Here is a 20,009-nt window from a genome sequence, read left to right as displayed (position 1 = left end):
GGCCATGAAGTTGTTGTCCCGGATCGTGACCCGCACGCCGTCGCTGCGGGCCCGGGTCGCGGTCGCGACGGCCATCGGCACCGCCATCGTGGTGGTCATCGCCGGCGCGGTGGTGTGGTTCGGCATCACCAGCGCGTGGCGGGAGCGCCTCGATCGCCGGCTGGACGAGACGGCCGGCTTCGCGATTCCCTTCCTGCCCCGCGGGCTCAACGAGATCCCGCGATCGCCCAAGGACCAGGACACCGTCATCACGGTGCGCCGCGACGGGCAGGTCAAGTCCAACTCGGATGTCACGCTGCCGCCGATGGAAGAGGGCTACGCCGACACCTACATCAACGGGGTGCGCTACCGGGTGCGCACGGTGGAGGTCCGCACGCCCCAGCCGGCGACGGTGGAGGTGGGCGCGACGTACGACGACACCATCGCCCAGACCAACAACCTGCATCGGCGGGTGATCCTGATCTGCGCGCTGTCGATCGGCGCGGCGGCGGTATTCGCTTGGCTGCTGGCGGCTTTCGCGGTGCGGCCGTTCAAGCGGTTGGCCCAGCAGGCCCGCTCGATCGACGCCGACGAGCGGCCGCAGGTGGCGGTGCGCGGCGCCAGCGAGGCCGTCGAGATCGCCGAGGCGATGCGCGGCATGCTGCAACGCATCTGGAAGGAGCAGGACCGCACCAAGGAGGCGCTGGCGTCGGCCCGCGACTTCTCGGCGGTGACCGCCCACGAGCTGCGCAGTCCGCTGACCGCGATGCGCACCAACCTCGAAGTGCTGTCCACCCTGGACATGCCCGACGAGCAACGCAAAGAGGTGCTGGGCGACGTCATCCGCACGCAGTCGCGCATCGAGGCCACCCTGACCGCCCTCGAGCGGCTGGCCCAGGGCGAGCTGTCGACGTCCGAGGATCATGTGCCGGTTGACATCACCGAGCTGCTCGACCGCGCCGCCCACGACGCCATGCGCATCTACCCCGGCCTCGACGTTTCGCTGGTGCCCTCCCCCACCTGCATCATCGTCGGGCTGCCGGCCGGATTGCGGCTGGCCGTGGACAACGCGATCGCCAACGCCGTCAAGCACGGCGGCGCCACCCGGGTGCAGCTGTCGGCGGTCAGCTCCCGGGCCGGGGTCGAGATCGCCGTCGACGACAACGGCAGCGGGGTGCCCGAGGACGAGCGGCAGGTGGTGTTCGATCGGTTCTCCCGCGGATCGACGGCCTCGCAGTCCGGGTCGGGCCTGGGATTGGCGCTGGTGGCCCAGCAGGCCCAGCTGCACGGCGGGACGGCCGCGCTGGAAAACAGCCCGCTGGGCGGTGCCCGGCTGGTCCTGCGCCTGCCCGGGCCCAGCTAGCCACGCCGGCCGTCCGATGAAATCCCCACCCGCGCTTGCGGTTCGGCGCACGGCGGTCGGCGGACGGTTAGCGCCTGTCGAGTCGGGCACACTGGAACGATGACCGACGGCAGTAAACCGAGCGAAAACGACACCCTGGCGCGCATCCGCGACCTGGTGGCCCAGGAGAAAACGTTGCGAGCCCAGCTGCAGCGCGGTGACATCGACACCTCCGAAGAACATGACCGCCTGCGGCGGGTCGAGGTCGAACTCGACCAGTGCTGGGATCTGCTGCGGCAGCGCCGGGCCCTGCGGGAAAGCGGCGGCGACCCGCGCGAGGCTCAGGTCCGCCCGCCCGACGAGGTCGAGGGCTACCTGAGCTGAGCGGCCGGCCGGTAACAGTCGACGCGGTGGTCATCGGTGGCGGCCACAACGGCCTGGTCGCGGCCGCGTACCTGGCCCGGGCGGGCCTTCGGGTGCGGCTGCTGGAACGGCTGGGGCAGGTCGGCGGCGCGGCCGTGTCGGCGCACGCCTTCGACGGTGTCGGGGTGCGAGTGTCGCGCTACTCCTATCTGGTCAGTCTGCTGCCGCCACGCATCATCGACGACCTGGGCGCGCGGGTGCGGCTGGCCCGGCGGCGGTTTTCCTCGTACACGCCCGACCCCGCGACCGGCGGCGCCCGCGGGTTGCTGATCGGCGCGCCCGGCAACCCGTTCGCCGCGGTCGGCGCCGCCGGGGACGCACCCGGGTTCGCCGGGTTCTACCAACGCTGCCGGCTAGTGACCGAACGGCTGTGGCCGACGCTGCTCGAACCGCTGCGCAGCCGCCGGCACGCGCGCCGGCATGTGGTCGACGGCGGCGGTGCCGATGCGGCGGCCGCGTGGCGCGCCCTGGTCGAGGAGCCGATCGGCGCCGCCATCGCCGATGCGGTGGGCAACGACCTGGTTCGCGGGGTGATCGCCACCGACGCGCTGATCGGCACGTTCGCCCGTCTCGACGACCCGTCGCTGACGCAGAACGTCTGCTTCCTCTATCACGTGCTGGGCGGCGGCACCGGCGATTGGGACGTCCCGGTCGGCGGGATGGGCGCGCTGACCACCGCCCTGGCCACCGCGGCCGTCCGACACGGCGCCGAAATACTCACCGGCGCAGAGGTTTTCGCCGTCGACCCGAGCGGCGAGGTACGTTATCGCAGCGGCGACGACGAGCACGTGGCTCGGGCCCGGTTCGTGCTTGCCGGGGTGACCCCAACGGTGCTGGCCGGCCTGCTCGGCGAACACCCCGCACCGGCGGCCGCCGGCGCGCAGGTCAAGGTGAACATGGCGCTGCGGCGGCTGCCCCGCTTGGCCGACGCCGGCGTCACCCCCGAGCAGGCCTTCGCCGGGACGTTCCACGTCAACGAAACCTGGACCCAGCTGGACACCGCCTACGCCCGGGCCGCCGCGGGGCAGGTCCCGAATCCGTTGCCGTGCGAGGCGTATTGCCATTCGCTGGCCGACCCCAGCATCCTGTCGGACGACCTGCGCGCCGCGGGCGCCCACACGATGACCGTGTTCGGCCTGCACACCCCGCACACGCTGGCGCGCGGCGCCGACCCCGACGCGCTGCGCGGCCGGCTCACCGGCCGGGTGCTGGCCTCACTGAATTCCGTTCTGGCCGAACCGATTCAAGAGCTGTTGCTGACCGATGCGCGGGGCCGTCCGTGCATCGAGACCACCACCACCGCGGACCTGGAACGCACCCTGAACATGAGTGGCGGCAACATCTTCCACGGCGGCCTGGACTGGCCGTTCGCCGACGACGACGACCCGCTGGACACCCCGCCGCGGCAATGGGGCGTGGCCACCGCTCACGAAAGAATCATGTTGTGCGGCTCGGGCGCCCGGCGCGGCGGGGCGGTGTCGGGCATCGGCGGCCACAACTCCGCGATGGCGGTGCTGTCCTCCCTGTCCTCCCGGTGAGCGGGAAAACTAGCGGGCGTCGATGGTGACGTAGTCGCGCTCGGTGTAGCCGGTGTAGATCTGGCGCGGGCGGCCGATCTTGCTGTCGCCCTCGTCGTGCATCTCGCGCCAGTGCGCGATCCAGCCGGGCAGGCGCCCCAGCGCGAACAGCACGGTGAACATCCGGGTCGGGAAGCCCAGCGCGCGGTAGATCAGGCCGGTGTAGAAGTCGACGTTGGGGTACAGCTTGCGCTCGATGAAGTACTCGTCGGTCAGCGCGGCCTCTTCGAGTTGCTTGGCGATGTCGAGCAGGTCGTCGTCGCCGCCGAGCTTGGCCAGGATCTTGTCGGCCTGTTCCTTGACGATGCGCGCCCGCGGGTCGTAGTTCTTGTACACCCGGTGACCGAAGCCCATCAGCTTCACCCCGGCCTCGCGGTTCTTCACCTTGCGCACGAATTCGCTGACGTCGTCGTCGCTTTGGCGGATCTTCTCCAGCATCTCGAGCACCGCCTGGTTGGCCCCGCCGTGCAGCGGCCCCCACAGCGCGTTGATGCCGCCGGAGATGGAGGTGAACAGGTTGGCCTGGGAGGACCCCACCAGCCGGACCGTCGACGTCGAGCAGTTCTGTTCGTGGTCGGCGTGCAGGATCAGCAGCATGTCCAGCGCGCGGACCACCTCGGGGTCGGCCTGGTACGGCTCGGCGGGCAGGCCGAACGTCATGCGCAGGAAGTTCTCCACCAGGCTCAGCTTGTTGTCCGGGTAGAGGAAGGGCTGGCCGACCGACTTCTTGTAGGCGTACGCGGCGATGGTCGGCAGCTTGGCCAGCAACCGGATCGTGGACAGCTCGACGTCCTCGGTGTCCATCGGGTCCAGCGAATCGGGGTAGTAGGCGGACAGCGCGTTGACGGCACTGGACAGCACCGGCATCGGGTGGGCGTTGCGGGGGAAGCCGTCGAAGAACCGCTTCAGGTCCTCGTGCAGCATGGTGTGCAGCTGGATCCGCTTGGTGAACTCGGCCAGCTGGTCCTTGTCCGGCAGCTCGCCGTAGATCAACAGGTAGCTCACCTCGAGGAAGGTCGACTTCTCGGCCAGTTGCTCGATCGGGTAGCCGCGGTAGCGCAGGATGCCGGCGTCGCCGTCGATGTAGGTGATCGCGCTCTTGCACGAGGCGGTGTTGACGAAGCCGTTGTCGAAGGTGGTGTAGCCGGTCTTGGACAACAGCGAACCCAGCGCGATGCCGTCGGCGCCCTCGGTGGCGCTGACGATCTCCAGGTCGGTTTCCCCGCCCGGGTACTTCAAAGTGGCGATGTCGTCGGTGTCGGCCACGAGAACCCCTTTGCGCTCTGGCTGATATGGCTGCCCTGACTAGGTGCTTACAGCTGAAGGTAGTCGTTATGGCGAGGAGGCGCCTGCCCGGGGTCGAGTCCGCTGGTCACGCAATCGATCAAGTGGCCCGGCGCGCTACGGCTGCAGACGCTCCACCCGGTCGCCGGTGACCCGGATGCGGTTGTGCAACCGGTTTTCCCGCCCCTGCCAGAACTCCACCACGTCGGCGGCGATGAGGTAGCCGCCCCAGCCCGGCGGCACCGGCACCCGCTCGTGGTCGGCGAAGCGGGCCGTCACCTGCGCCAGCTGCTCCAGCAGGGCCGCGCGGGAGGCGATCGGCCGGGACTGCTGCGACGCCCAGGCGCCCAGCTGCGACCCGCGCGGTCGCTTGGACCAGTAGTCCTCGGTGACCTGGGCCGTGACTTTGCTCACCGGCCCGCGCAGGTGGACCTGCCGGCCCAGCTGGTACCAGGGGAACGTCACCGCGGCGTACGGCGTCGCTGCCAGATCGTCGGCCTTGGCCGAGTCATAGTTGGTGAAAAAAGTGATTCCCGTCTCGTCCAGGCTCTTGCACAGCACCGTTCGGCTGGCCGGCCTGCCGTCGGGGGTGACGGTGGCCAGCACCATCGCGTTGGGCTCGGCCACCCCGGCGCGCTCGGCGTCGTCGATCCACTTGCGCAACAACGCAACCCAGCCGTCGTCGAGCCAGTCGACGTCCAGATCCGGGCTGCCGTCCTTTTCCACCGATCCGTATTCCACACGCATTCTCTGCAGGTGCTCGTCTGCTGGTCCCGGCACCGCGCCAACGCTACCGGCGCTTGCTACCGGCCGGTAGCGTCCGCCCCAGGGCGGGGTGCGAGAATTTTCCCATGACTGTTGTCCCCGAGAACTTTGTCCCCGGCCTGGAAGGCGTGGTCGCCTTCACCACCGAAATCGCCGAACCGGATAAAGACGGCGGCGCGCTGCGCTACCGCGGTGTCGACATCGAAGACCTGGTGAGCCAGCAGGTCACGTTCGGCGACGTGTGGGCGCTGCTGGTCGACGGCAAGTTCGGCCACGGGCTGCCGCCCGCCGAGCCGTTCCCGCTGCCGATCCACACCGGCGACGTGCGCGTCGACGTGCAGGCCGGGCTGGCCATGCTGGCCCCGATCTGGGGCTACAAGCCGCTGCTGGACACCGACGACGCCACCGCCCGCGACCAGCTGGCCCGGGCCTCGGTGATGGCGCTGTCCTACGTCGCGCAGTCGGCGCGCGGCATCTATCAGCCCGCGGTGCCGCAGCGGGTCATCGACGAATGCGAAACCGTCACTGCACGTTTCATGACGCGGTGGCAGGGCGAGCCGGACCCGCGGCACATCGAGGCGATCGACGCCTACTGGGTGTCGGCCGCCGAGCACGGCATGAACGCCTCGACGTTCACCGCGCGGGTGATCGCCTCCACCGGCGCCGACGTGGCGGCCGCGTTGTCCGGGGCGATCGGGGCGATGAGCGGACCGCTGCACGGCGGGGCGCCGGCGCGGGTGCTGCCGATGATCGAGGAGGTCGAGCGCACCGGCGACGCCCGAGGGCTGGTCAAGAAGATCCTGGACAGCGGCGACAAGCTGATGGGCTTCGGGCACCGGGTCTACCGCGCCGAGGATCCCCGCGCGCGGGTGCTGCGCGCCACCGCCGAGCGGCTCGGCGCGCCGCGGCACGAGGTCGCCGTCGCGCTGGAGCAGGCCGCCCTGGCCGAACTGCGCGAGCGCCGCCCGGACCGGGCCATCGAGACCAACGTCGAGTTCTGGGCGGCGGTCATCCTGGACTTCGCCCGGGTGCCGGCCAACATGATGCCGGCGATGTTCACCTGTGGCCGCACCGCGGGGTGGTGCGCCCACATTCTCGAGCAGAAGCGGCTCGGCAAGCTGGTCCGCCCGTCGGCGATCTACGTGGGCCCCGGCCCCCGCAGCCCGGAATCCGTCGAGGGTTGGGACCGCAGCCTCACCAACGCCTGAGGCCCGGTTGTCGGTGCCCGGCGATCTAATGATTGCCGTCGCGATGAGTTTGCGTCACCGACGCAGTCATAAGTCGTGAGCCTGCCCGCACCGGGCAGGTCTGGAACCGACAGCAAGGAGTGCCAGCATGGCGATCAACATCGAGCCCGCACTGTCCCCGCACCTGGTGGTCGACAACGCGGCCGCGGCAATCGACTTCTACGTCAAGGCTTTTGGTGCCGAGGAGCTGGGGCGCCTGCCGCGTCCCGACGGCAAACTGGCGCACGCCGCAGTGCGCATCAACGGCTTCATGGTGATGCTCAACGACGACTTCCCGGAAGTGTGCGGCGGCAAGTCGATGACGCCGACGTCGTTGGGCGGCACCCCGGTGACCATCCACCTGACCGTGCCCGACGTCGACGCGAGCTTTCAGCGGGCGGTCGATGCCGGCGCCACCGTGGTGGTGCCGTTGGAGGACCAGTTCTGGGGCGACCGCTACGGCATGGTCGCCGACCCGTTCGGCCACCACTGGTCCCTGGGGCAGCCGGTGCGCGAGGTCAGCCCGGAGGAGATGGCGGCGGCGATGGCGGCGATGGCCGCTGAGCAGGGGGCCGGGCAGGCCTAGCCGCGCCCGGACGGCACCAACCGGGCCAGGAGCCGGCGTCGCGGCGGCGGCGCCGGCTCCGCGGCGGCCGCGGCCGCCAGCATGTCGCCGATGTCGGTGAACTTGTTGCGCGGTCGGCCGTCCGCGCTGCCGCGCGCGATTTCGGCGGCGTCGATGGCTCGCCACCCCGCCGCGTCGATCGCGTCGGGCCGGCGGGCACGCACCAGGGCGGTCAGCGCCTCGGGTTTGGCCGCCGGGTCGGCCAACTCGCCGGCGTTGAAATCGGCCACCAGGGCCTGCACGGTCTGCAGCGAGCAGGACTTGTTGGTACCGATGAACCCGCTGGGTCCCCGCTTGATCCAGCCGGCGACGTAGGCGCCGGGCACCGGTCGTCGCGAGGCGGGGTCGACGACGCGGCCGCCGTCGTTGGGCACCACCGCCGCCGCCTCGTCGTAGGGCAGGTCGCGAATCGGCTTGCCGCGGTAGCCGATCGACGTCAGCACCAAACCTGTTGGCAGGCAACGTGTTTCGTCTGTACCGGTGAGCGTGAACTGCACACCGGTGACGCGTTGCTCGCCGAGGATCCGGTCGGGGGTGAGCCGATACGCCAGCCTGATTCTCGGACGCTCGCTGGGCGCCGCAGCGTCGCCGAGCCTGCTCAAAACCTCCAGCTTGGCCTTGGTCAGGGCATCCGAGGCGTTCGCCAGGTCGGCGGCGACCAGCTCGCGGTCGGCCGCGCTGAGCACCACCTCGCGGCTGCCGGTGAGCCCGATCAGTTCCGGCAGCGTGAACGCCGACTGGGCCGGCCCGCGCCGGGCGGCGATCACCACCTCGCGCACCGCCGAGCCGCGCAGCGCCGCCAACGCGTGGTCGGCGATATCGGTGCGGGCCAGGTCATCGGGGTCCGCGGTGAGCACTCGGGCGACGTCGAGCGCGACGTTCCCGTTGCCGATGATCACCACCCGCTCGTGGCGCAGATCGACTGGCAGCGCGGTGAACTCGGGATGCCCGTTGATCCACGCCACCAGCTCGGTCGCGGTTCCGCTGCCCGCCAGCCCCATGCCCTCGATGTCGAGCCGGCGGTCGTCGGGCGCCCCCACCGCGTACAGCACGGCGTGATGATGGGCCAGCAGATCGGCGTGGCTGAGATGCTTGCCGACCTCGACGTTGAGGTAGAACCGGAAGCGGTCATGACCGGCGACCCGATCGAAGAGCCGGGTCACCTTCTTGGTGTTCTGGTGATCGGGCGCCACCCCGGCGCGCACCAGCCCATAGGGCGTCGGCAGCTTCTCGAAGACGTTGACGCGCACGCCGTCCTGGGTGAGCAGTTCGTCGGCGGCGTACATCGCCGCCGGGCCGGATCCGACGAGGGCCACCGTCAGCGGCCGGCCGCGCGGCCGCACCGGGACGGCCGGGATCACCGGCGCCAGCTTGGACGTCGGCGGCAGTTTCTGGCCGGCCGGCGGTTTCGGGTAGAACGACGCGTTGATCTCGACGAAGGGCAGCTGTTTGTCGTCCAGCCGGTTGTCGGGGGCGATCGCACCGACGGGGCAGGCGCTGACGCAGGCGCCGCAGTCCACGCACGCCGCCGGGTCGATGTAGAGCATCTCCGAGGTGGCGAAGCCGGGCTCGTCGGGCGTGGGGTGAATGCAGTTCACCGGGCACGCGAAAACACAGGACCCGTCGTTACAGCACGACTGGGTAATAACGTGCGGCATAAAGGAACTCGCCGTGGTTAGGCGGCCGGCACGGCAGCCAGGTGCTGCCGCTGCGGTTCACTGCGGTAGCGCGACGGCTTGCCGTTGATCTTGCACAGCCGCCACATCAGCCGGGCCGAGCGGTTCTCCATCAGGCCGGTGTCGTGAGCCAGCATCCGGACGTCGGCGAACATGTCGCTCAACCACTTCCGCGACTCCGGAGACCGGAAGAAGAGCTCCTTTTTGACCTCACGGGGGATGTCGAACTCGCGCCAGAACTGCTTGGGCGGCACGGTGATCGCATTGCACAACAGCCGCATGGTCAGCGGGTAGTACAGCGAAACCCAGAACCGCTGCCGCTTGGTCAAGTGCGGCAACCGCTTACGCAGGAACTCGTGCGCGAACGAAATGTGCCGGGCTTCCTCGGCCACGTGAATGGCCATCACCCGCTCCATGATGGGGTGCAACGACTTGCCTTCGCGCAGAACGTTTTTCTGGGTGTGGTCGATCGGCTCCTCACCGGCGAGCACCCCGATGAAGAAGGCCACCGGCAACGGCCCGGCCACCAGCGGGATCAGCGGCGAGATCCACTTGAGCAGCCGCGGCATGCCCGGGACGTCGGCGCCGACGCGGTTGACCATCTCCTGGAACATCATGGTGTGGTTGCACTCTTCGACCGACTCGTGCAGGCAGTACCGGTATTCCGGCGACCCGTTGGGCACCCAGAAGGTGTAGTTCATCAGGCCGCGGATCAGGATGGACTCGAAGTGCAACCCGACCTTGGCGACATTGGCCTGGCGCCACATGCCGATCTTGATCTTGCGGTCTTCCGGCTGCGCCAGGTACCAGGGGTGGCGGCCCAGCGGGTCGGTCGCCGGCAGAATCCACCGCGGATCATCCTCGGTGACCGCGAATTCCGGTGAATCCCAGTCGATGTCGGTGTACGGGTTGAAGTTTCGCCGCACCGACCCCTCGGACAGTGTGGCAAGCATGTTCACGTAGTCGGTGTCGTCGCGCACCTCCATGTTGCGGCGCCAACGCCGGACCATCCGCGTCCTAGCCATATCCAGGCCTCCTCAACGAGGTTTACATTTGGACGTGCTATGTCCAGACAGTACCGGAGGTACCGGATATTTCCTAGACCCCTCCCGGGCACTGTGACCTGACCAGTGGTCATCTCCGGGGTATGCCCTGGATCACAGCCGGCGAAACCCTCGCACCAACCCCAACAGGCGTTTTGCCCGGCCCGGCCGCGCCGCCGGGCGGCCCGCCCCGCCGGCCCGCCGCGTCGGCTCACTACCCTGATGAGCATGGCTGACCAGCTCCAGATCCCCGCTGACATCAAACCCCGCGACGGCCGCTTCGGGTGCGGCCCGTCCAAGGTCCGGCCCGAGCAACTGCAGGCGCTGAGCACGACCGCGGCGCCGCTGTTCGGAACCTCGCACCGGCAGGCGCCGGTGAAGAATCTGGTCGGCCGGCTCCGCTCCGGGCTCGCCGAGCTGTTTTCGCTGCCCGACGGCTACCAGGTCATCCTGGGCAACGGCGGCGCGACTGCGTTCTGGGACGCCGCGGCCTTCGGCTTGATCGACAAGCGCTCGCTGCACCTGTCCTACGGCGAATTCAGCTCCAAGTTCGCCGCCGCGGTCGCCAAGAACCCCTTCGTCGGCGATCCCGTCGTCATCAAGTCGGACGCGGGCAGCGCACCCGAACCGCAGAGCGATCCGTCGGTGGACCTGATCGCCTGGGCGCACAACGAGACGTCGACGGGCGTCGCGGTCCCGGTCCGCCGCCCCGCCGATTCCGGTGACGCGTTGGTCGCCATCGACGCCACGTCCGGCGCCGGCGGCCTGCCGGTCGACATCGGCGAGACCGACGCCTATTACTTCTCGCCGCAGAAGAACTTCGCCGGCGACGGCGGGCTGTGGCTGGCGCTCATGAGCCCGGCCGCGCTGGCCCGCGTCGAGTCCATCGCCGCGTCCGGCCGCTGGGTTCCCGACTTCTTGTCGCTGCCCATCGCGGTGGAGAACAGCCTGAAGGACCAGACCTACAACACCCCGGCGATCGGCACCCTGGCGTTGATGGCCGAGCAGGTCGACTGGATGCTGGGCAACGGCGGGCTGGACTGGGCCGTCAAGCGCACCGCCGACTCGGCCGGGCGGCTGTACTCCTGGGCCGAGGAGCGGGACTACACCACGCCGTTCGTCGCCGACCCGAAGCTGCGCTCGCAGGTGGTGGGCACCATCGACTTCGTCGACGACGTCGACGCCGCGGCCGTGGCGAAGATCCTGCGCGCCAACGGCGTCGTCGACACCGAGCCGTACCGCAAACTGGGCCGCAACCAGTTGCGGGTGGGGATGTTCCCGGCGGTCGACCCCGACGATGTCAGCGCCCTGACCCAGTGTGTGGACTGGGTCGTCGAGCGGCTGTAACCGGACAGCAATCAGCCCGCAACCACCCAGCGTGTCAGCACAGGTGACGGGCGGTTGCTGGACTAAAGTGCGCACCTGACGGGTCCGTCGCTGAGCTGCACGGAGCCTGCGAGGAGATAGCCATGCGGGAACTCAAAGTGGTTGGGCTCGATGCCGACAGCAAATATTTGATCTGCGAAAGTGATGACCCCGCAGAGCAGTTCAAGCTGCCCGCCGACGACCACCTGCGGGCCGTGTTGCGCCACGAAGCCGAGCCTCCCGAGCAGCCGCAGCTCGAGATCGAAGTGACGAACATGTTGAGCCCCAAAGAAATTCAGGCCAAGATCCGCGCCGGCGCCTCGGTGGAGCAGGTCGCGGCGGCATCGGGCTCGGACGTGTCACGGGTGCGCCGGTTCGCCCACCCGGTGCTGCTGGAGCGCTACCGGGCCGCCGAGCTGGCAACCGCCGCACATCCGATGCTGGCGGACGGTCCGGCGGTGCTGACCCTGCTGGAGACGGTCACCGCGGCCTTCGTGACCCGGGGGCTGCGCCACGACAAACTCAGCTGGGACGCGTGGCGCAACGAAGACAACCGCTGGACGGTGCAGCTGGCCTGGAAGGTCGGCCGCTCGGACAACGTCGCGCACTTCTGCTTCACCCCCGGCGCCCACGGCGGCACCGTCACCGCCATCGACGACGCGGCCACCGCCCTGATCGATCCCAACTTCGAGCTGCCGCTGCGGCCGCTGGCCCGGGTCGCCCACGTCGACTTCGACGAACCGGCCAAGCCGCCTACCGCCGAAGCGCCGGCCGCCGAACCCGCCGAACCGGAGGAAAAGCCGGTGCACACCCGCCGCGGCAAGCCGGTCATCCCGGCCTGGGAAGACGTGCTGCTCGGTGTGCGCTCCGGCGGTCAGCGCTAACCCGCGACCGCCAGCACCAGCAGCACCAGCCACGCGCCGGTCACGCCGACCCCGGCGCCCAGCACGAACCAGCGCAGCACCGGGGTGCGCCGCCACCCCCACAACGTCGGCGCAAGTCCCCCGGCGGCCACGATGTTCAGGCCGACGGCCAGCAGCGGATGCACCCGGACCAGACCCAGGCTGAGCACCACGATCGCGACGCCGGTGACCGCCGCGACAAACGCGGTCACCGTCAAACCCGTTGCCCAGGGCACGGTCTCGTCCTTCATCAGCCGCAGCCTAGCCCGACTGTCCATCTCCGCCTCCGGCCGCCGCGCGGTGCCCCCCGACCGGGCGAGACCGCTCGTAGAACGCCAGCGCGGCCGCCGTCGCGACGTTGAGCGAGTCGGTGCCCCGCGACATCGGGATGCGCACCCGCACATCGCTCAACCGCAGCGCGGCCGGCGTCAGCCCCGGGCCCTCGGCACCCACCAACACCGCCACGCGGTCGCCGCGGGCCGCCGTCATCGCCTCGGCCAAGCCGCACGCGGAACCCTGCGGCGTCATCGCCAGCAGCCGAAACCCCTTCTCCTTCAACGTCTTCAGCTCGGCGGGCCAGTCGGTTGCGCGGGCGTACGGCACCAGCAGCGCATGACCCATCGACACCCGGACGGCGCGGCGGTACAACGGGTCGGCGCAGCCGCTGCCGAAGATCACCGCGTCGACGCCCAGCCCCGCCGCGTTGCGGAAGATCGCGCCCAGGTTCTCGTGATCGTTGACTCCCTCGAGCACCGCGACGGTGCGGCTGCCGGCCAGCAGCTCGGCGACGCCGGGCTCCGGCACCCGCCGGGCGGCCGCCAGCACCCCGCGGTTGAGGTGAAAGCCGACCACCCGCGCCATCACGTCGGCCGACGTTCGGTAGTACGGCACCGGGACGCCGGCCAGGTCGTCGCGCAGCTCGGCGAGCCGGCGCTCGGTCCCCAGCAGGGCGTGCGGGCGGAACCGGGACGCCAGCATGCGCTGCACCACCAGCACGCCTTCCGCGATCACCAGCCCCTTGCCCGACGGCAGATCGGGACGCCGATCGACACTGTTCAGGTCGCGGAAGTCGTCGAGCCTCGGGTCGCCGTGGTCGTCAACGTCGCGAACGTCCAGCGCATCGGTGTTCACGGGCCTTCGTCGACCAGGGCCAGCATCAGATCGGCCGCGTGGCGCAGGGTTTCGCGCTCGTCGTCGTCCAGCGTGGACAGCCGCTTGGCCAACCACTCCTGACGGGCGCGCCGGTTGGCCTTGACCAATTCGGCCCCGGCCTCGGAGACCGAGACCAGCACCTGCCGGCCGTCGACGGGATGCGGGGTGCGGTCCACCAGGCCCATTTCGGCCAGCGAGGCGATCACCCGGGTCATCGACGGGGGCCGGACGCGTTCGCGGACCGCCAGCGCCCCGGGCGTCATCGGGCCCTCGTTGGCCAGCATCGCCAGCGCCGACAGTTGGGACAGCGACACCGGCGACGAGGGGTTGCGGAATCGCAGTTGGCGGGCCAGCCGCATGACAGCCAGTGACAGGTCGCTGGCCAGCCGGGCATCGCTGTCAGGCATGGCGCGAGGTTACACGCAAGCCTGAGAAACCGGGACACGAACCGGTGAACGACGGGTGTTGACGCCCCCGGCCGAACCGCCCGCCGTTTCATCGAAACGCTTACCCGCCCGCGTATCCCGCTGCGCTCAGCGGTTTTCGACCGCCCGTCGGGCGCAACCGGGCCGCCGCCGACGAGCGGCGGCGGCGGGTTATGTTAATCGCGATGTCCACCGAATCCGGCCCGAACCGCACCGCGCCGCCGCTGCCGGCGGCGCTGCTGCGGGTGTGGCCGTTCATCGCGCTCGGTGCGCTGGGTTGGCTGGCCGCGGTGGGCGCCGCCTTCCTGGTGCCGGGCCTGCACTGCTGGCGCCCGGTGACACTGGCCGGCCTGGGCGTGGGCGTGCTGGGCACCAGCATCTTTCTGCTGCAGCTGGCCGCCGCCCGGCGCGGTGCCCGCGGCGCCCAAACCGGCCTGGAGAATTTCCTCGAGCACGACTAGTTCGCCGACCCGTTGGAGGAGCGATGGTAGCCCCGCTGTTGCGAGCGCAGATCGACATCGACGCCCCGGTTGCCACGGTGTGGGAATTGGTTTCCGATCTGCGCCGCATGCCGCAGTGGAGCCCGCAGTGCCGGTGGATGAAACCGCTGGGCCCGGTGCGTCAGGGCACCCGCACCATCAACCTCAATCGGCGCAACCGGTTGTTCTGGCCGACCACCTGCACGGTGGTGGAGATCATCCCCGACCGCAAACTCGCGTTCCGGGTGGACACCAACAACACGATCTGGAGCTACGAGCTCGAACCCACCGACACCGGCACCCGGCTGATCGAGAGCCGGCACGCCGAGAACGGCGTCACCGCGTTCTCCAACCTGTCGGTCAAGGCGTTCCTCGGCGGCACCGACAACTTCGAACGCGAATTGCTCGACGGCATGAACGCCTCGTTGGCGCGCATCAAGGCCGCCGCCGAGAACACGGACCGGCGCTAGCTGGGCGTCTCGGTCTCGGGCTCCGGCTCGGCTTGCGACGACTCCGGCTCGACTTGCATCTCGGGCTCGGCTTGCGACGTCTCGGGCGGCGGCGGCTCGACCGGTGTCTGCGTCACGTCGAGCAGGCCGTCGTCGTAGGGCTCGTAGGCGGGCGAGCCGGTGCCCGCCGGGGCGGGGGTGTCCGAGTGCGCGCCGCAGCCGTAGTGCATGTCGACGACGTGCCCGTCCGCCGACAGCTCGTTGCCGCACACCCCGAACATCCTGCCCAGGGATCCCGACAACGGCAGGAAGAACCCGCAGTCGCGGCACACCCGCTTGGTCGATCGGGCCATCGGCGAGTCGGGGCCGTACGCGCCGGTGTGCCAGCGTTCGGCGGCCTCCGCGCGGCCCTCGGCGCTCATCACCCAGCGCCGGCCCAGCCCGATTTCGGCGGCGGTCTCGTCGACCTGCGGGTCGCCGCTGGCTGTGTAGCCGGGCACCAGCCGCGGGTCGTTGGCGGCGGGAGCCAGCAGGTCGCCCGGGCTGAGATCGCCGGGCCGCACCCGCTGTTCCCACGGCACCCACTCCGGCGCCAGCAATGCCGTCGGGCCCGGCACCAACACCACTTCGCTGATGGTGGCGTGGTCGGCGCCGGGATAGGCGGCCACCACGACCGCCCACTGCCAGCCCTGGTAGCCGGGCAGGTGCGCCAGGAACCGGTGCGTGGCGGCGTACGGGTCTTCGTAGCCGACGCCCAGATAGTCGCCGACCGTCTCCGCCCCGCTGAACTCCACGACGGCGGCCCTGGCCTGGTCGGCAGCGCCGGTGAGCACCGCCGCCAACCCTTCGGGCCACTCGCCCGCGGTCGCCACCGAGGACTCCTCGAGAGGTGTGGTCACGCTGTCTTGTGTCTGCATCGCGGTTCCAATACTAGGTTGACGAGCCACGCCCCGTTACCTGCAGACGCACGGAGTCGGCATAGGGGAGAATCGGGGCGTGTCTGGACGGCGGCAAGGCGATCCGGGCCGGGTGGCCGCCAAGCCGGGCCGCCGGCCCGGCAACAGCGCTGCCGCACCCCATCCCGGCGCGGCCAATTACCCGGCCGGCGACACCGGCGACCGACGGACGCGCCGCCCGCCGCCGATGCCCAGCGCCAACCGCTATCTGCCGCCGCTGGGCCACCAGCCGCAGCCGGACCGCGGCGCCGCCGCCCCGCCGCGGGGACCGGTCGCCGGCGAGCGGATCACCGTCACCCGCGCCGCGGCGCTGCGCAGCCGCGAGATGGGTTCGCGGATGTACTGGATGGTGCAGCGCGCCGCGACCGCCGACGGCGCCGACAAGTCCGGCCTGACGGCGCTGACCTGGCCGGTGGTGGCCAACTTCGCGGTGGACGCCGCGATGGCCGTGGCGTTGGCCAACACGTTGTTCTTCGCCGCGGCGACCGGGGAGAGCAAGGGCCGAGTGGCGCTGTACCTGTTGATCACCATCGCGCCGTTCGCGGTGATCGCCCCGCTCATCGGTCCGGCGCTGGATCGGCTGCAGCACGGCCGCCGCGTCGCGTTGGCCGCCTCGTTCGTCCTGCGGACCGCCTTGGCGGCGGTGCTGATCATGAACTACGACGGCGCCAGCGGCAGTTACCCGTCAATGGTGCTGTATCCGTGCGCGCTGGCCATGATGGTGCTGTCGAAATCGTTCTCCGTGCTGCGCAGCGCGGTGACGCCCCGGGTGATGCCGCCGAGCATCGACCTGGTGCGGGTCAACTCGCGGCTGACCATGTTCGGTCTGCTCGGCGGCACCATCGTCGGCGGCGCCATCGCCGGAGGTGTGGAATTCGTCTGCACCCATCTGTTCAAGCTGCCCGGCGCCCTGTTCGTCGTCGTGGCCGTCACCGTGGCGGGGGCGTCGCTGTCCATGCGGATCCCGCGCTGGGTCGAGGTGACCGCGGGCGAGGTGCCCGCCACCCTGAGCTACCGCCGCGACAGCGAGCCGCTGCGCCGACGCTGGCCCGAGGAAGTCAAGAAGGTCCCCAAAAAGGCCACCGCCACGCTGCGACAACCGTTGGGCCGCAACATCATCACCTCGCTGTGGGGAAACTGCACCATCAAGGTGATGGTGGGCTTTCTGTTCCTGTATCCCGCGTTCGTGGCCAAGGCGCATCAGGCCAGCGGCTGGGCCCAGCTCGCCATGCTCGGGATGATCGGCGCCGCGGCCGGCATCGGCAACTTCGTCGGCAACTTCACCAGCGCGCGACTCAAACTGGGCCGGCCCGCCGTGCTGGTGGTGCGCTGCACGGTGGCGGTCACCGCCGTCGCGCTGGCCGCCTCGGTAGCCGGCAACCTGATGCTGGCCGTGATCGCGACCCTGGTCACGTCGGGGGCCAGCGCCATCGCGAAGGCCTCCCTGGACGCGGCGCTGCAGGACGACCTGCCCGAGGAATCCCGCGCCTCGGGGTTCGGCCGCTCGGAGTCGACGCTGCAGTTGGCCTGGGTCCTCGGCGGCGCGCTGGGCGTGCTGGTGTACACCGAATTGTGGGTCGGGTTCACCGCGGTCACCGCCCTGCTCATCCTGGGCTTGGCGCAGACGCTGGTCAGCTTCCGCGGCAACTCGCTGATTCCCGGCCTGGGAGGTAACAGACCCATCATGGTCGAGCAGGAGGGCGCCCGCCGCGGCGTCGGCAGCCCGGCGGTGGTCGCCGAGTGAAGCCCAAGACCCGGCGGGGCGTGGCCGTGCTGCTCGCCTGCCTGATGATCGTGCTCTGCGCCGGGGCCGGCGTCGGCACCTGGCTGCTGGTCGGCCGCGGCGGCCCGCAACACCCCGAGATCAGCGCGTACTCGCACGGCCACCTGACCCGGGTCGGGCCCTACCTGTACTGCAACGTGCTCAACCTCGAAGACTGCGAGACACCGCAGAGCCAGGGCGAATTGCCGGTCAGCGAGCGCTACCCGATTCAGCTCTCGGTGCCCGACGCCATCGCGCGCGCCCCCTGGCGGCTGCTGCAGGTGTACGAGGATCCCGGCAACACGACCAGCACCATCTACCGCCCGGGCACCCGGTTCGCGGTGACCATCCCGTCGGTCGACCCGCATCGCGGGCGGCTGGCCGGGATCGTGGTGCAGCTGCTGACGTTGGCGATGGACCCCGCGGGCGAGGTGCGCGACGTCCCGCACGCGGAATGGTCTGTGCGCCTGACCTTTTAGCCCTTCTGGCGTCCAACGTCGAGTTGTTGCGCCGACACGCCGCGGTTTCCCGCCACAACTCGACGTTCGGCGGGACGTGTCGGTGCCCACCGGCACCGTGTCCCCATGGGAATCCCTGACTGGCCTTTTCGAGGCACCGACGCACTAGCGGCCGGGGTCGTCACCCGGCACCGGTTGCGAACCGAATTCACGATGGTTCACCGCAACGTATACGTCCGTCGTGGGCAGCAGCTGACGCCGGTGACCCGGGCCGTCGCCGCCTGGCTGTGGTCCGGACGGACCGCAACGTTGGCGGGCCTGTCCGCGGCGGCGCTACACCGCACCGCGTGGATCGACGACTGGCTGCCCGCCGAGCTCAACCGCGCCGGCCGAGACAAGGCCCGCGGCATCATCTTGCACAGTGACACCCTTTGCGACGACGAGACGACGATGCGCGACGGGATGAGCCTCACCACGCCGGCACGCACGGCATTCGACCTGGGCCGGCGAAAGGGCTTGACTACCGCGGTGATTCGGCTCGACGCCCTCATGCATGCGAGCGACGTGAAGACAGCAGACGTCGAGCTGCTGGCCGACCGGCACCGCGGAGCCCGCGGACTGGTGCAGTTGCGACGTGTCCTGACTCTGGTCGACGGCGGCGCCGAATCACCGTACGAGACGAAGACCCGGTTGCTCCTCGCCGGCAGCGGATTGCCGCGCCCACAAACCCAGATCGAAGTACGCAACGAATGGGGCGCGGTGCTGGCGCGCATCGACATGGGATGGGAGGAATGGAAGGTCGGCGTGGAATTCGACGGCGCCCAGCATTGGACGGACCCCGCGCAGCGGACCCGCGACATCGACCGGTTGGCCGAACTCGAGGCGCGTGGTTGGACGATCGTCCAGGTGAGCGCCGACATGCTGCGATACCGCCCGTACGACATCCTGTCGCGCACCCGCAACGCCCTGCGCGCATCGAAGTGCCCGCTTCGATCGCCCAGCGTGGACTTGTTGGGCACAACCCAGCCGATTTCGCCCAACAAGTCGACGTTCGGCGGCAAGGGCCGGCCGTTCGGCGGCAAGGGCCGCCCTTAGGCGCCGTGGCCGGCGGGCACCCGCTCCGCTTCGACCGGCGGGCCCGGCGGCGTGCCGTCGCCGAACGGCCTGCCGCCCAACGCTTCTCGCCCATGCGGTGTCAGCCAGCCGGCGAGGTCGGGCCCCTTCGGCACGATCCCGGTGGGGTTGATGTCGGAGTGGACGATGTAGTAGTGCTGCTTGATCTGGACGAAGTCGACGGTGTCGCCGAAGCCCGGCGTCTGGAACAGGTCCCGGGCATAGGCCCACAACACCGGCATCTCGCTCAGCTTGCTGCGGTTGCATTTGAAGTGGCCGTGGTAGACGGCGTCGAACCGGGCCAGGGTGGTGAACAGCCGCACGTCGGCCTCGGTGATGGTGTCGCCCACCAGGTATCGCCGATCGGCCAGCCGATCGCTCACCCAGTCCAGCGCGGTGAACAGCCGGTCGTAGGCCGCCTCGTAGGCCTGCTGCGAACCGGCGAAGCCGCACCGGTACACACCGTTGTTGATTTCGGTGTACACCCGCTTGTTCACCTCATCGATCTCGGCGTGCAGCCGCTCGGGGTACAGCTCGGGCGCACCGTCGCGGTGGTATGCGGTCCACTCCGTCGACAGATCCAGCGTCATCTGCGCGAAGTCGTTGGTCACCACCGCCCCGGTCCCGACGTCCACGATGGCGGGCACCGTGATGCCCTTGGGGTAGCCGGGGAACCGCTTGAAGTAGGCGTCCTGCAGCCGGGGAATCTTGAGGACCGGGTCGACGCCGCCGGGATCGAGATCGAACGTCCAGCTGCGCTCGTCGTGGGTGGGGCCGCAAAAGCCAATGGACAGAACGCTTTCCAGGCCCAGCAGCCGGCGCACGATGATCGCCCGGTTGGCCCACGGGCAGGCGCGCGCCACGACCAGCCGATAGCGGCCGGGCTCGACCGGGTAGCCGTCGCGGCCGTCGGCGGTGATGCGGGTGGTGATGTAGTCGGTGTCGCGGGTGAACTCCCCCGACCCGGCGACGTAGCTGGCCATACCTCCAATACTGCCCGGACGCCCG

At 70.1% G+C, this 20,009-nt stretch carries 21 protein-coding genes; 12 read left to right on the top strand and 9 right to left on the bottom strand.

Annotation, left to right across the window (positions count from 1 at the left end):
* Positions 1-4: 4 nt before the first annotated feature.
* The 3 genes from H7I87_RS20365 (at position 5) to H7I87_RS20355 (ending at position 3,282) form a co-directional block, all read left to right on the top strand.
* Positions 5-1,342 (top strand): sensor histidine kinase, encoded by a 1,338-nt coding sequence (locus H7I87_RS20365; protein WP_011723897.1) that lies wholly within the window; start codon positions 5-7, stop codon positions 1,340-1,342.
* 99 nt (positions 1,343-1,441) lie between these two features.
* Positions 1,442-1,705, top strand: a complete 264-nt coding sequence (locus H7I87_RS20360; RefSeq protein WP_003872893.1) for a DUF2630 family protein — start codon at positions 1,442-1,444, stop codon at positions 1,703-1,705.
* Entirely contained in the window at positions 1,702-3,282 is a 1,581-nt protein-coding gene (locus tag H7I87_RS20355; protein WP_181022331.1) for a phytoene desaturase family protein, read from the top strand. The genes H7I87_RS20360 and H7I87_RS20355 overlap by 4 nt, the downstream gene beginning before the upstream one ends.
* Before the next feature lie 9 nt (positions 3,283-3,291).
* Here H7I87_RS20355 and H7I87_RS20350 read toward each other — a convergent pair whose 3' ends face one another.
* Both H7I87_RS20350 and pdxH read right to left on the bottom strand, forming a co-directional pair.
* Positions 3,292-4,587, bottom strand: coding sequence for a citrate synthase (locus H7I87_RS20350; RefSeq protein ID WP_003872895.1), 1,296 nt, complete (start codon positions 4,585-4,587; stop codon positions 3,292-3,294).
* A gap of 135 nt (positions 4,588-4,722) precedes the next feature.
* Positions 4,723-5,352 (bottom strand): pyridoxamine 5'-phosphate oxidase, encoded by a 630-nt coding sequence (gene pdxH, locus H7I87_RS20345; RefSeq protein WP_003872896.1) that lies wholly within the window; start codon positions 5,350-5,352, stop codon positions 4,723-4,725.
* Positions 5,353-5,456: 104 nt separating this feature from the next.
* On the opposite strand from pdxH, the gene H7I87_RS20340 reads away from it, so the two are divergent.
* Positions 5,457-6,578: a citrate synthase 2 gene (locus tag H7I87_RS20340; protein WP_003872897.1), complete on the top strand. Its 1,122-nt coding sequence runs from the start codon at positions 5,457-5,459 to the stop codon at positions 6,576-6,578.
* Positions 6,579-6,705: 127 nt separating this feature from the next.
* The gene (locus tag H7I87_RS20335) at positions 6,706-7,182 is read left to right on the top strand and encodes a VOC family protein (protein WP_003872898.1); all 477 of its coding nucleotides are present in this window, start codon (positions 6,706-6,708) and stop codon (positions 7,180-7,182) included.
* Here the strand turns inward: H7I87_RS20335 and H7I87_RS20330 are convergent.
* Both H7I87_RS20330 and H7I87_RS20325 read right to left on the bottom strand, forming a co-directional pair.
* A complete protein-coding gene (locus H7I87_RS20330; RefSeq protein ID WP_033726607.1) occupies positions 7,179-8,879 on the bottom strand; it encodes an FAD-dependent oxidoreductase in 1,701 nt (566 codons plus the stop codon). The genes H7I87_RS20335 and H7I87_RS20330 overlap by 4 nt on opposite strands.
* A 17-nt stretch (positions 8,880-8,896) precedes the next feature.
* Positions 8,897-9,922, bottom strand: coding sequence for an AurF N-oxygenase family protein (locus H7I87_RS20325; RefSeq protein ID WP_023861848.1), 1,026 nt, complete (start codon positions 9,920-9,922; stop codon positions 8,897-8,899).
* A 240-nt stretch (positions 9,923-10,162) separates the two neighbouring features.
* Between H7I87_RS20325 and serC the strand changes: the two genes are divergently transcribed.
* Together serC and sepH are read left to right on the top strand one after the other, a co-directional pair.
* Positions 10,163-11,287, top strand: a complete 1,125-nt coding sequence (gene serC, locus H7I87_RS20320) for a phosphoserine transaminase (RefSeq protein ID WP_033713155.1) — start codon at positions 10,163-10,165, stop codon at positions 11,285-11,287.
* A gap of 122 nt (positions 11,288-11,409) precedes the next feature.
* A complete protein-coding gene (sepH, locus tag H7I87_RS20315) occupies positions 11,410-12,189 on the top strand; it encodes a septation protein SepH (RefSeq protein ID WP_009975139.1) in 780 nt (259 codons plus the stop codon).
* On the opposite strand, the gene H7I87_RS20310 is transcribed toward sepH, so the two are convergent.
* From H7I87_RS20310 to H7I87_RS20300, 3 genes are read right to left on the bottom strand one after another with little or no spacing between them, the layout of a single operon-like run.
* Positions 12,186-12,458 (bottom strand): DUF2537 domain-containing protein, encoded by a 273-nt coding sequence (locus tag H7I87_RS20310; RefSeq protein WP_003877345.1) that lies wholly within the window; start codon positions 12,456-12,458, stop codon positions 12,186-12,188. The genes sepH and H7I87_RS20310 overlap by 4 nt on opposite strands.
* 10 nt (positions 12,459-12,468) lie before the next feature.
* Positions 12,469-13,338, bottom strand: coding sequence for a TrmH family RNA methyltransferase (locus H7I87_RS20305; protein ID WP_033726606.1), 870 nt, complete (start codon positions 13,336-13,338; stop codon positions 12,469-12,471).
* A complete protein-coding gene (locus H7I87_RS20300) occupies positions 13,335-13,766 on the bottom strand; it encodes an Rv0880 family HTH-type transcriptional regulator (RefSeq protein ID WP_009975136.1) in 432 nt (143 codons plus the stop codon). The genes H7I87_RS20305 and H7I87_RS20300 overlap by 4 nt, the downstream gene beginning before the upstream one ends.
* 203 nt (positions 13,767-13,969) lie before the next feature.
* On the opposite strand from H7I87_RS20300, the gene H7I87_RS20295 reads away from it, so the two are divergent.
* Both H7I87_RS20295 and H7I87_RS20290 read left to right on the top strand, forming a co-directional pair.
* The gene (locus H7I87_RS20295) at positions 13,970-14,245 is read left to right on the top strand and encodes a DUF2530 domain-containing protein (protein WP_003877344.1); all 276 of its coding nucleotides are present in this window, start codon (positions 13,970-13,972) and stop codon (positions 14,243-14,245) included.
* A gap of 23 nt (positions 14,246-14,268) precedes the next feature.
* Positions 14,269-14,733, top strand: a complete 465-nt coding sequence (locus H7I87_RS20290) for an SRPBCC family protein (protein ID WP_009975134.1) — start codon at positions 14,269-14,271, stop codon at positions 14,731-14,733.
* Here the strand turns inward: H7I87_RS20290 and H7I87_RS20285 are convergent.
* Entirely contained in the window at positions 14,730-15,611 is an 882-nt protein-coding gene (locus H7I87_RS20285) for a DUF3027 domain-containing protein (RefSeq protein WP_224111891.1), read from the bottom strand. The two genes, H7I87_RS20290 and H7I87_RS20285, sit on opposite strands and share 4 nt — an antisense overlap.
* Positions 15,612-15,741: 130 nt before the next feature.
* On the opposite strand from H7I87_RS20285, the gene H7I87_RS20280 reads away from it, so the two are divergent.
* From H7I87_RS20280 to H7I87_RS20270, 3 genes are all read left to right on the top strand, one after another.
* Positions 15,742-17,412, top strand: coding sequence for an MFS transporter (locus H7I87_RS20280; RefSeq protein ID WP_033726602.1), 1,671 nt, complete (start codon positions 15,742-15,744; stop codon positions 17,410-17,412).
* A gap of 44 nt (positions 17,413-17,456) precedes the next feature.
* Positions 17,457-17,909 carry a DUF2771 domain-containing protein gene (locus H7I87_RS20275; protein ID WP_219727972.1) on the top strand — a complete coding sequence of 151 codons (453 nt, stop codon included), beginning with the start codon at positions 17,457-17,459 and terminating at the stop codon, positions 17,907-17,909.
* A 105-nt stretch (positions 17,910-18,014) separates the two neighbouring features.
* Positions 18,015-18,983, top strand: a complete 969-nt coding sequence (locus tag H7I87_RS20270; RefSeq protein WP_033726601.1) for an endonuclease domain-containing protein — start codon at positions 18,015-18,017, stop codon at positions 18,981-18,983.
* On the opposite strand, the gene H7I87_RS20265 is transcribed toward H7I87_RS20270, so the two are convergent.
* Positions 18,980-19,984: a glutathione S-transferase family protein gene (locus H7I87_RS20265; RefSeq protein ID WP_023861850.1), complete on the bottom strand. Its 1,005-nt coding sequence runs from the start codon at positions 19,982-19,984 to the stop codon at positions 18,980-18,982. The genes H7I87_RS20270 and H7I87_RS20265 overlap by 4 nt on opposite strands.
* Positions 19,985-20,009: the final 25 nt, after the last annotated feature.

This window comes from Mycobacterium timonense (assembly GCF_025821985.1).
Classification (GTDB): domain Bacteria; phylum Actinomycetota; class Actinomycetes; order Mycobacteriales; family Mycobacteriaceae; genus Mycobacterium; species Mycobacterium avium.
The sequence above is the reverse complement of the archived record's forward strand: the minus strand, read 5'-3'. Positions and strand labels throughout refer to the sequence as shown.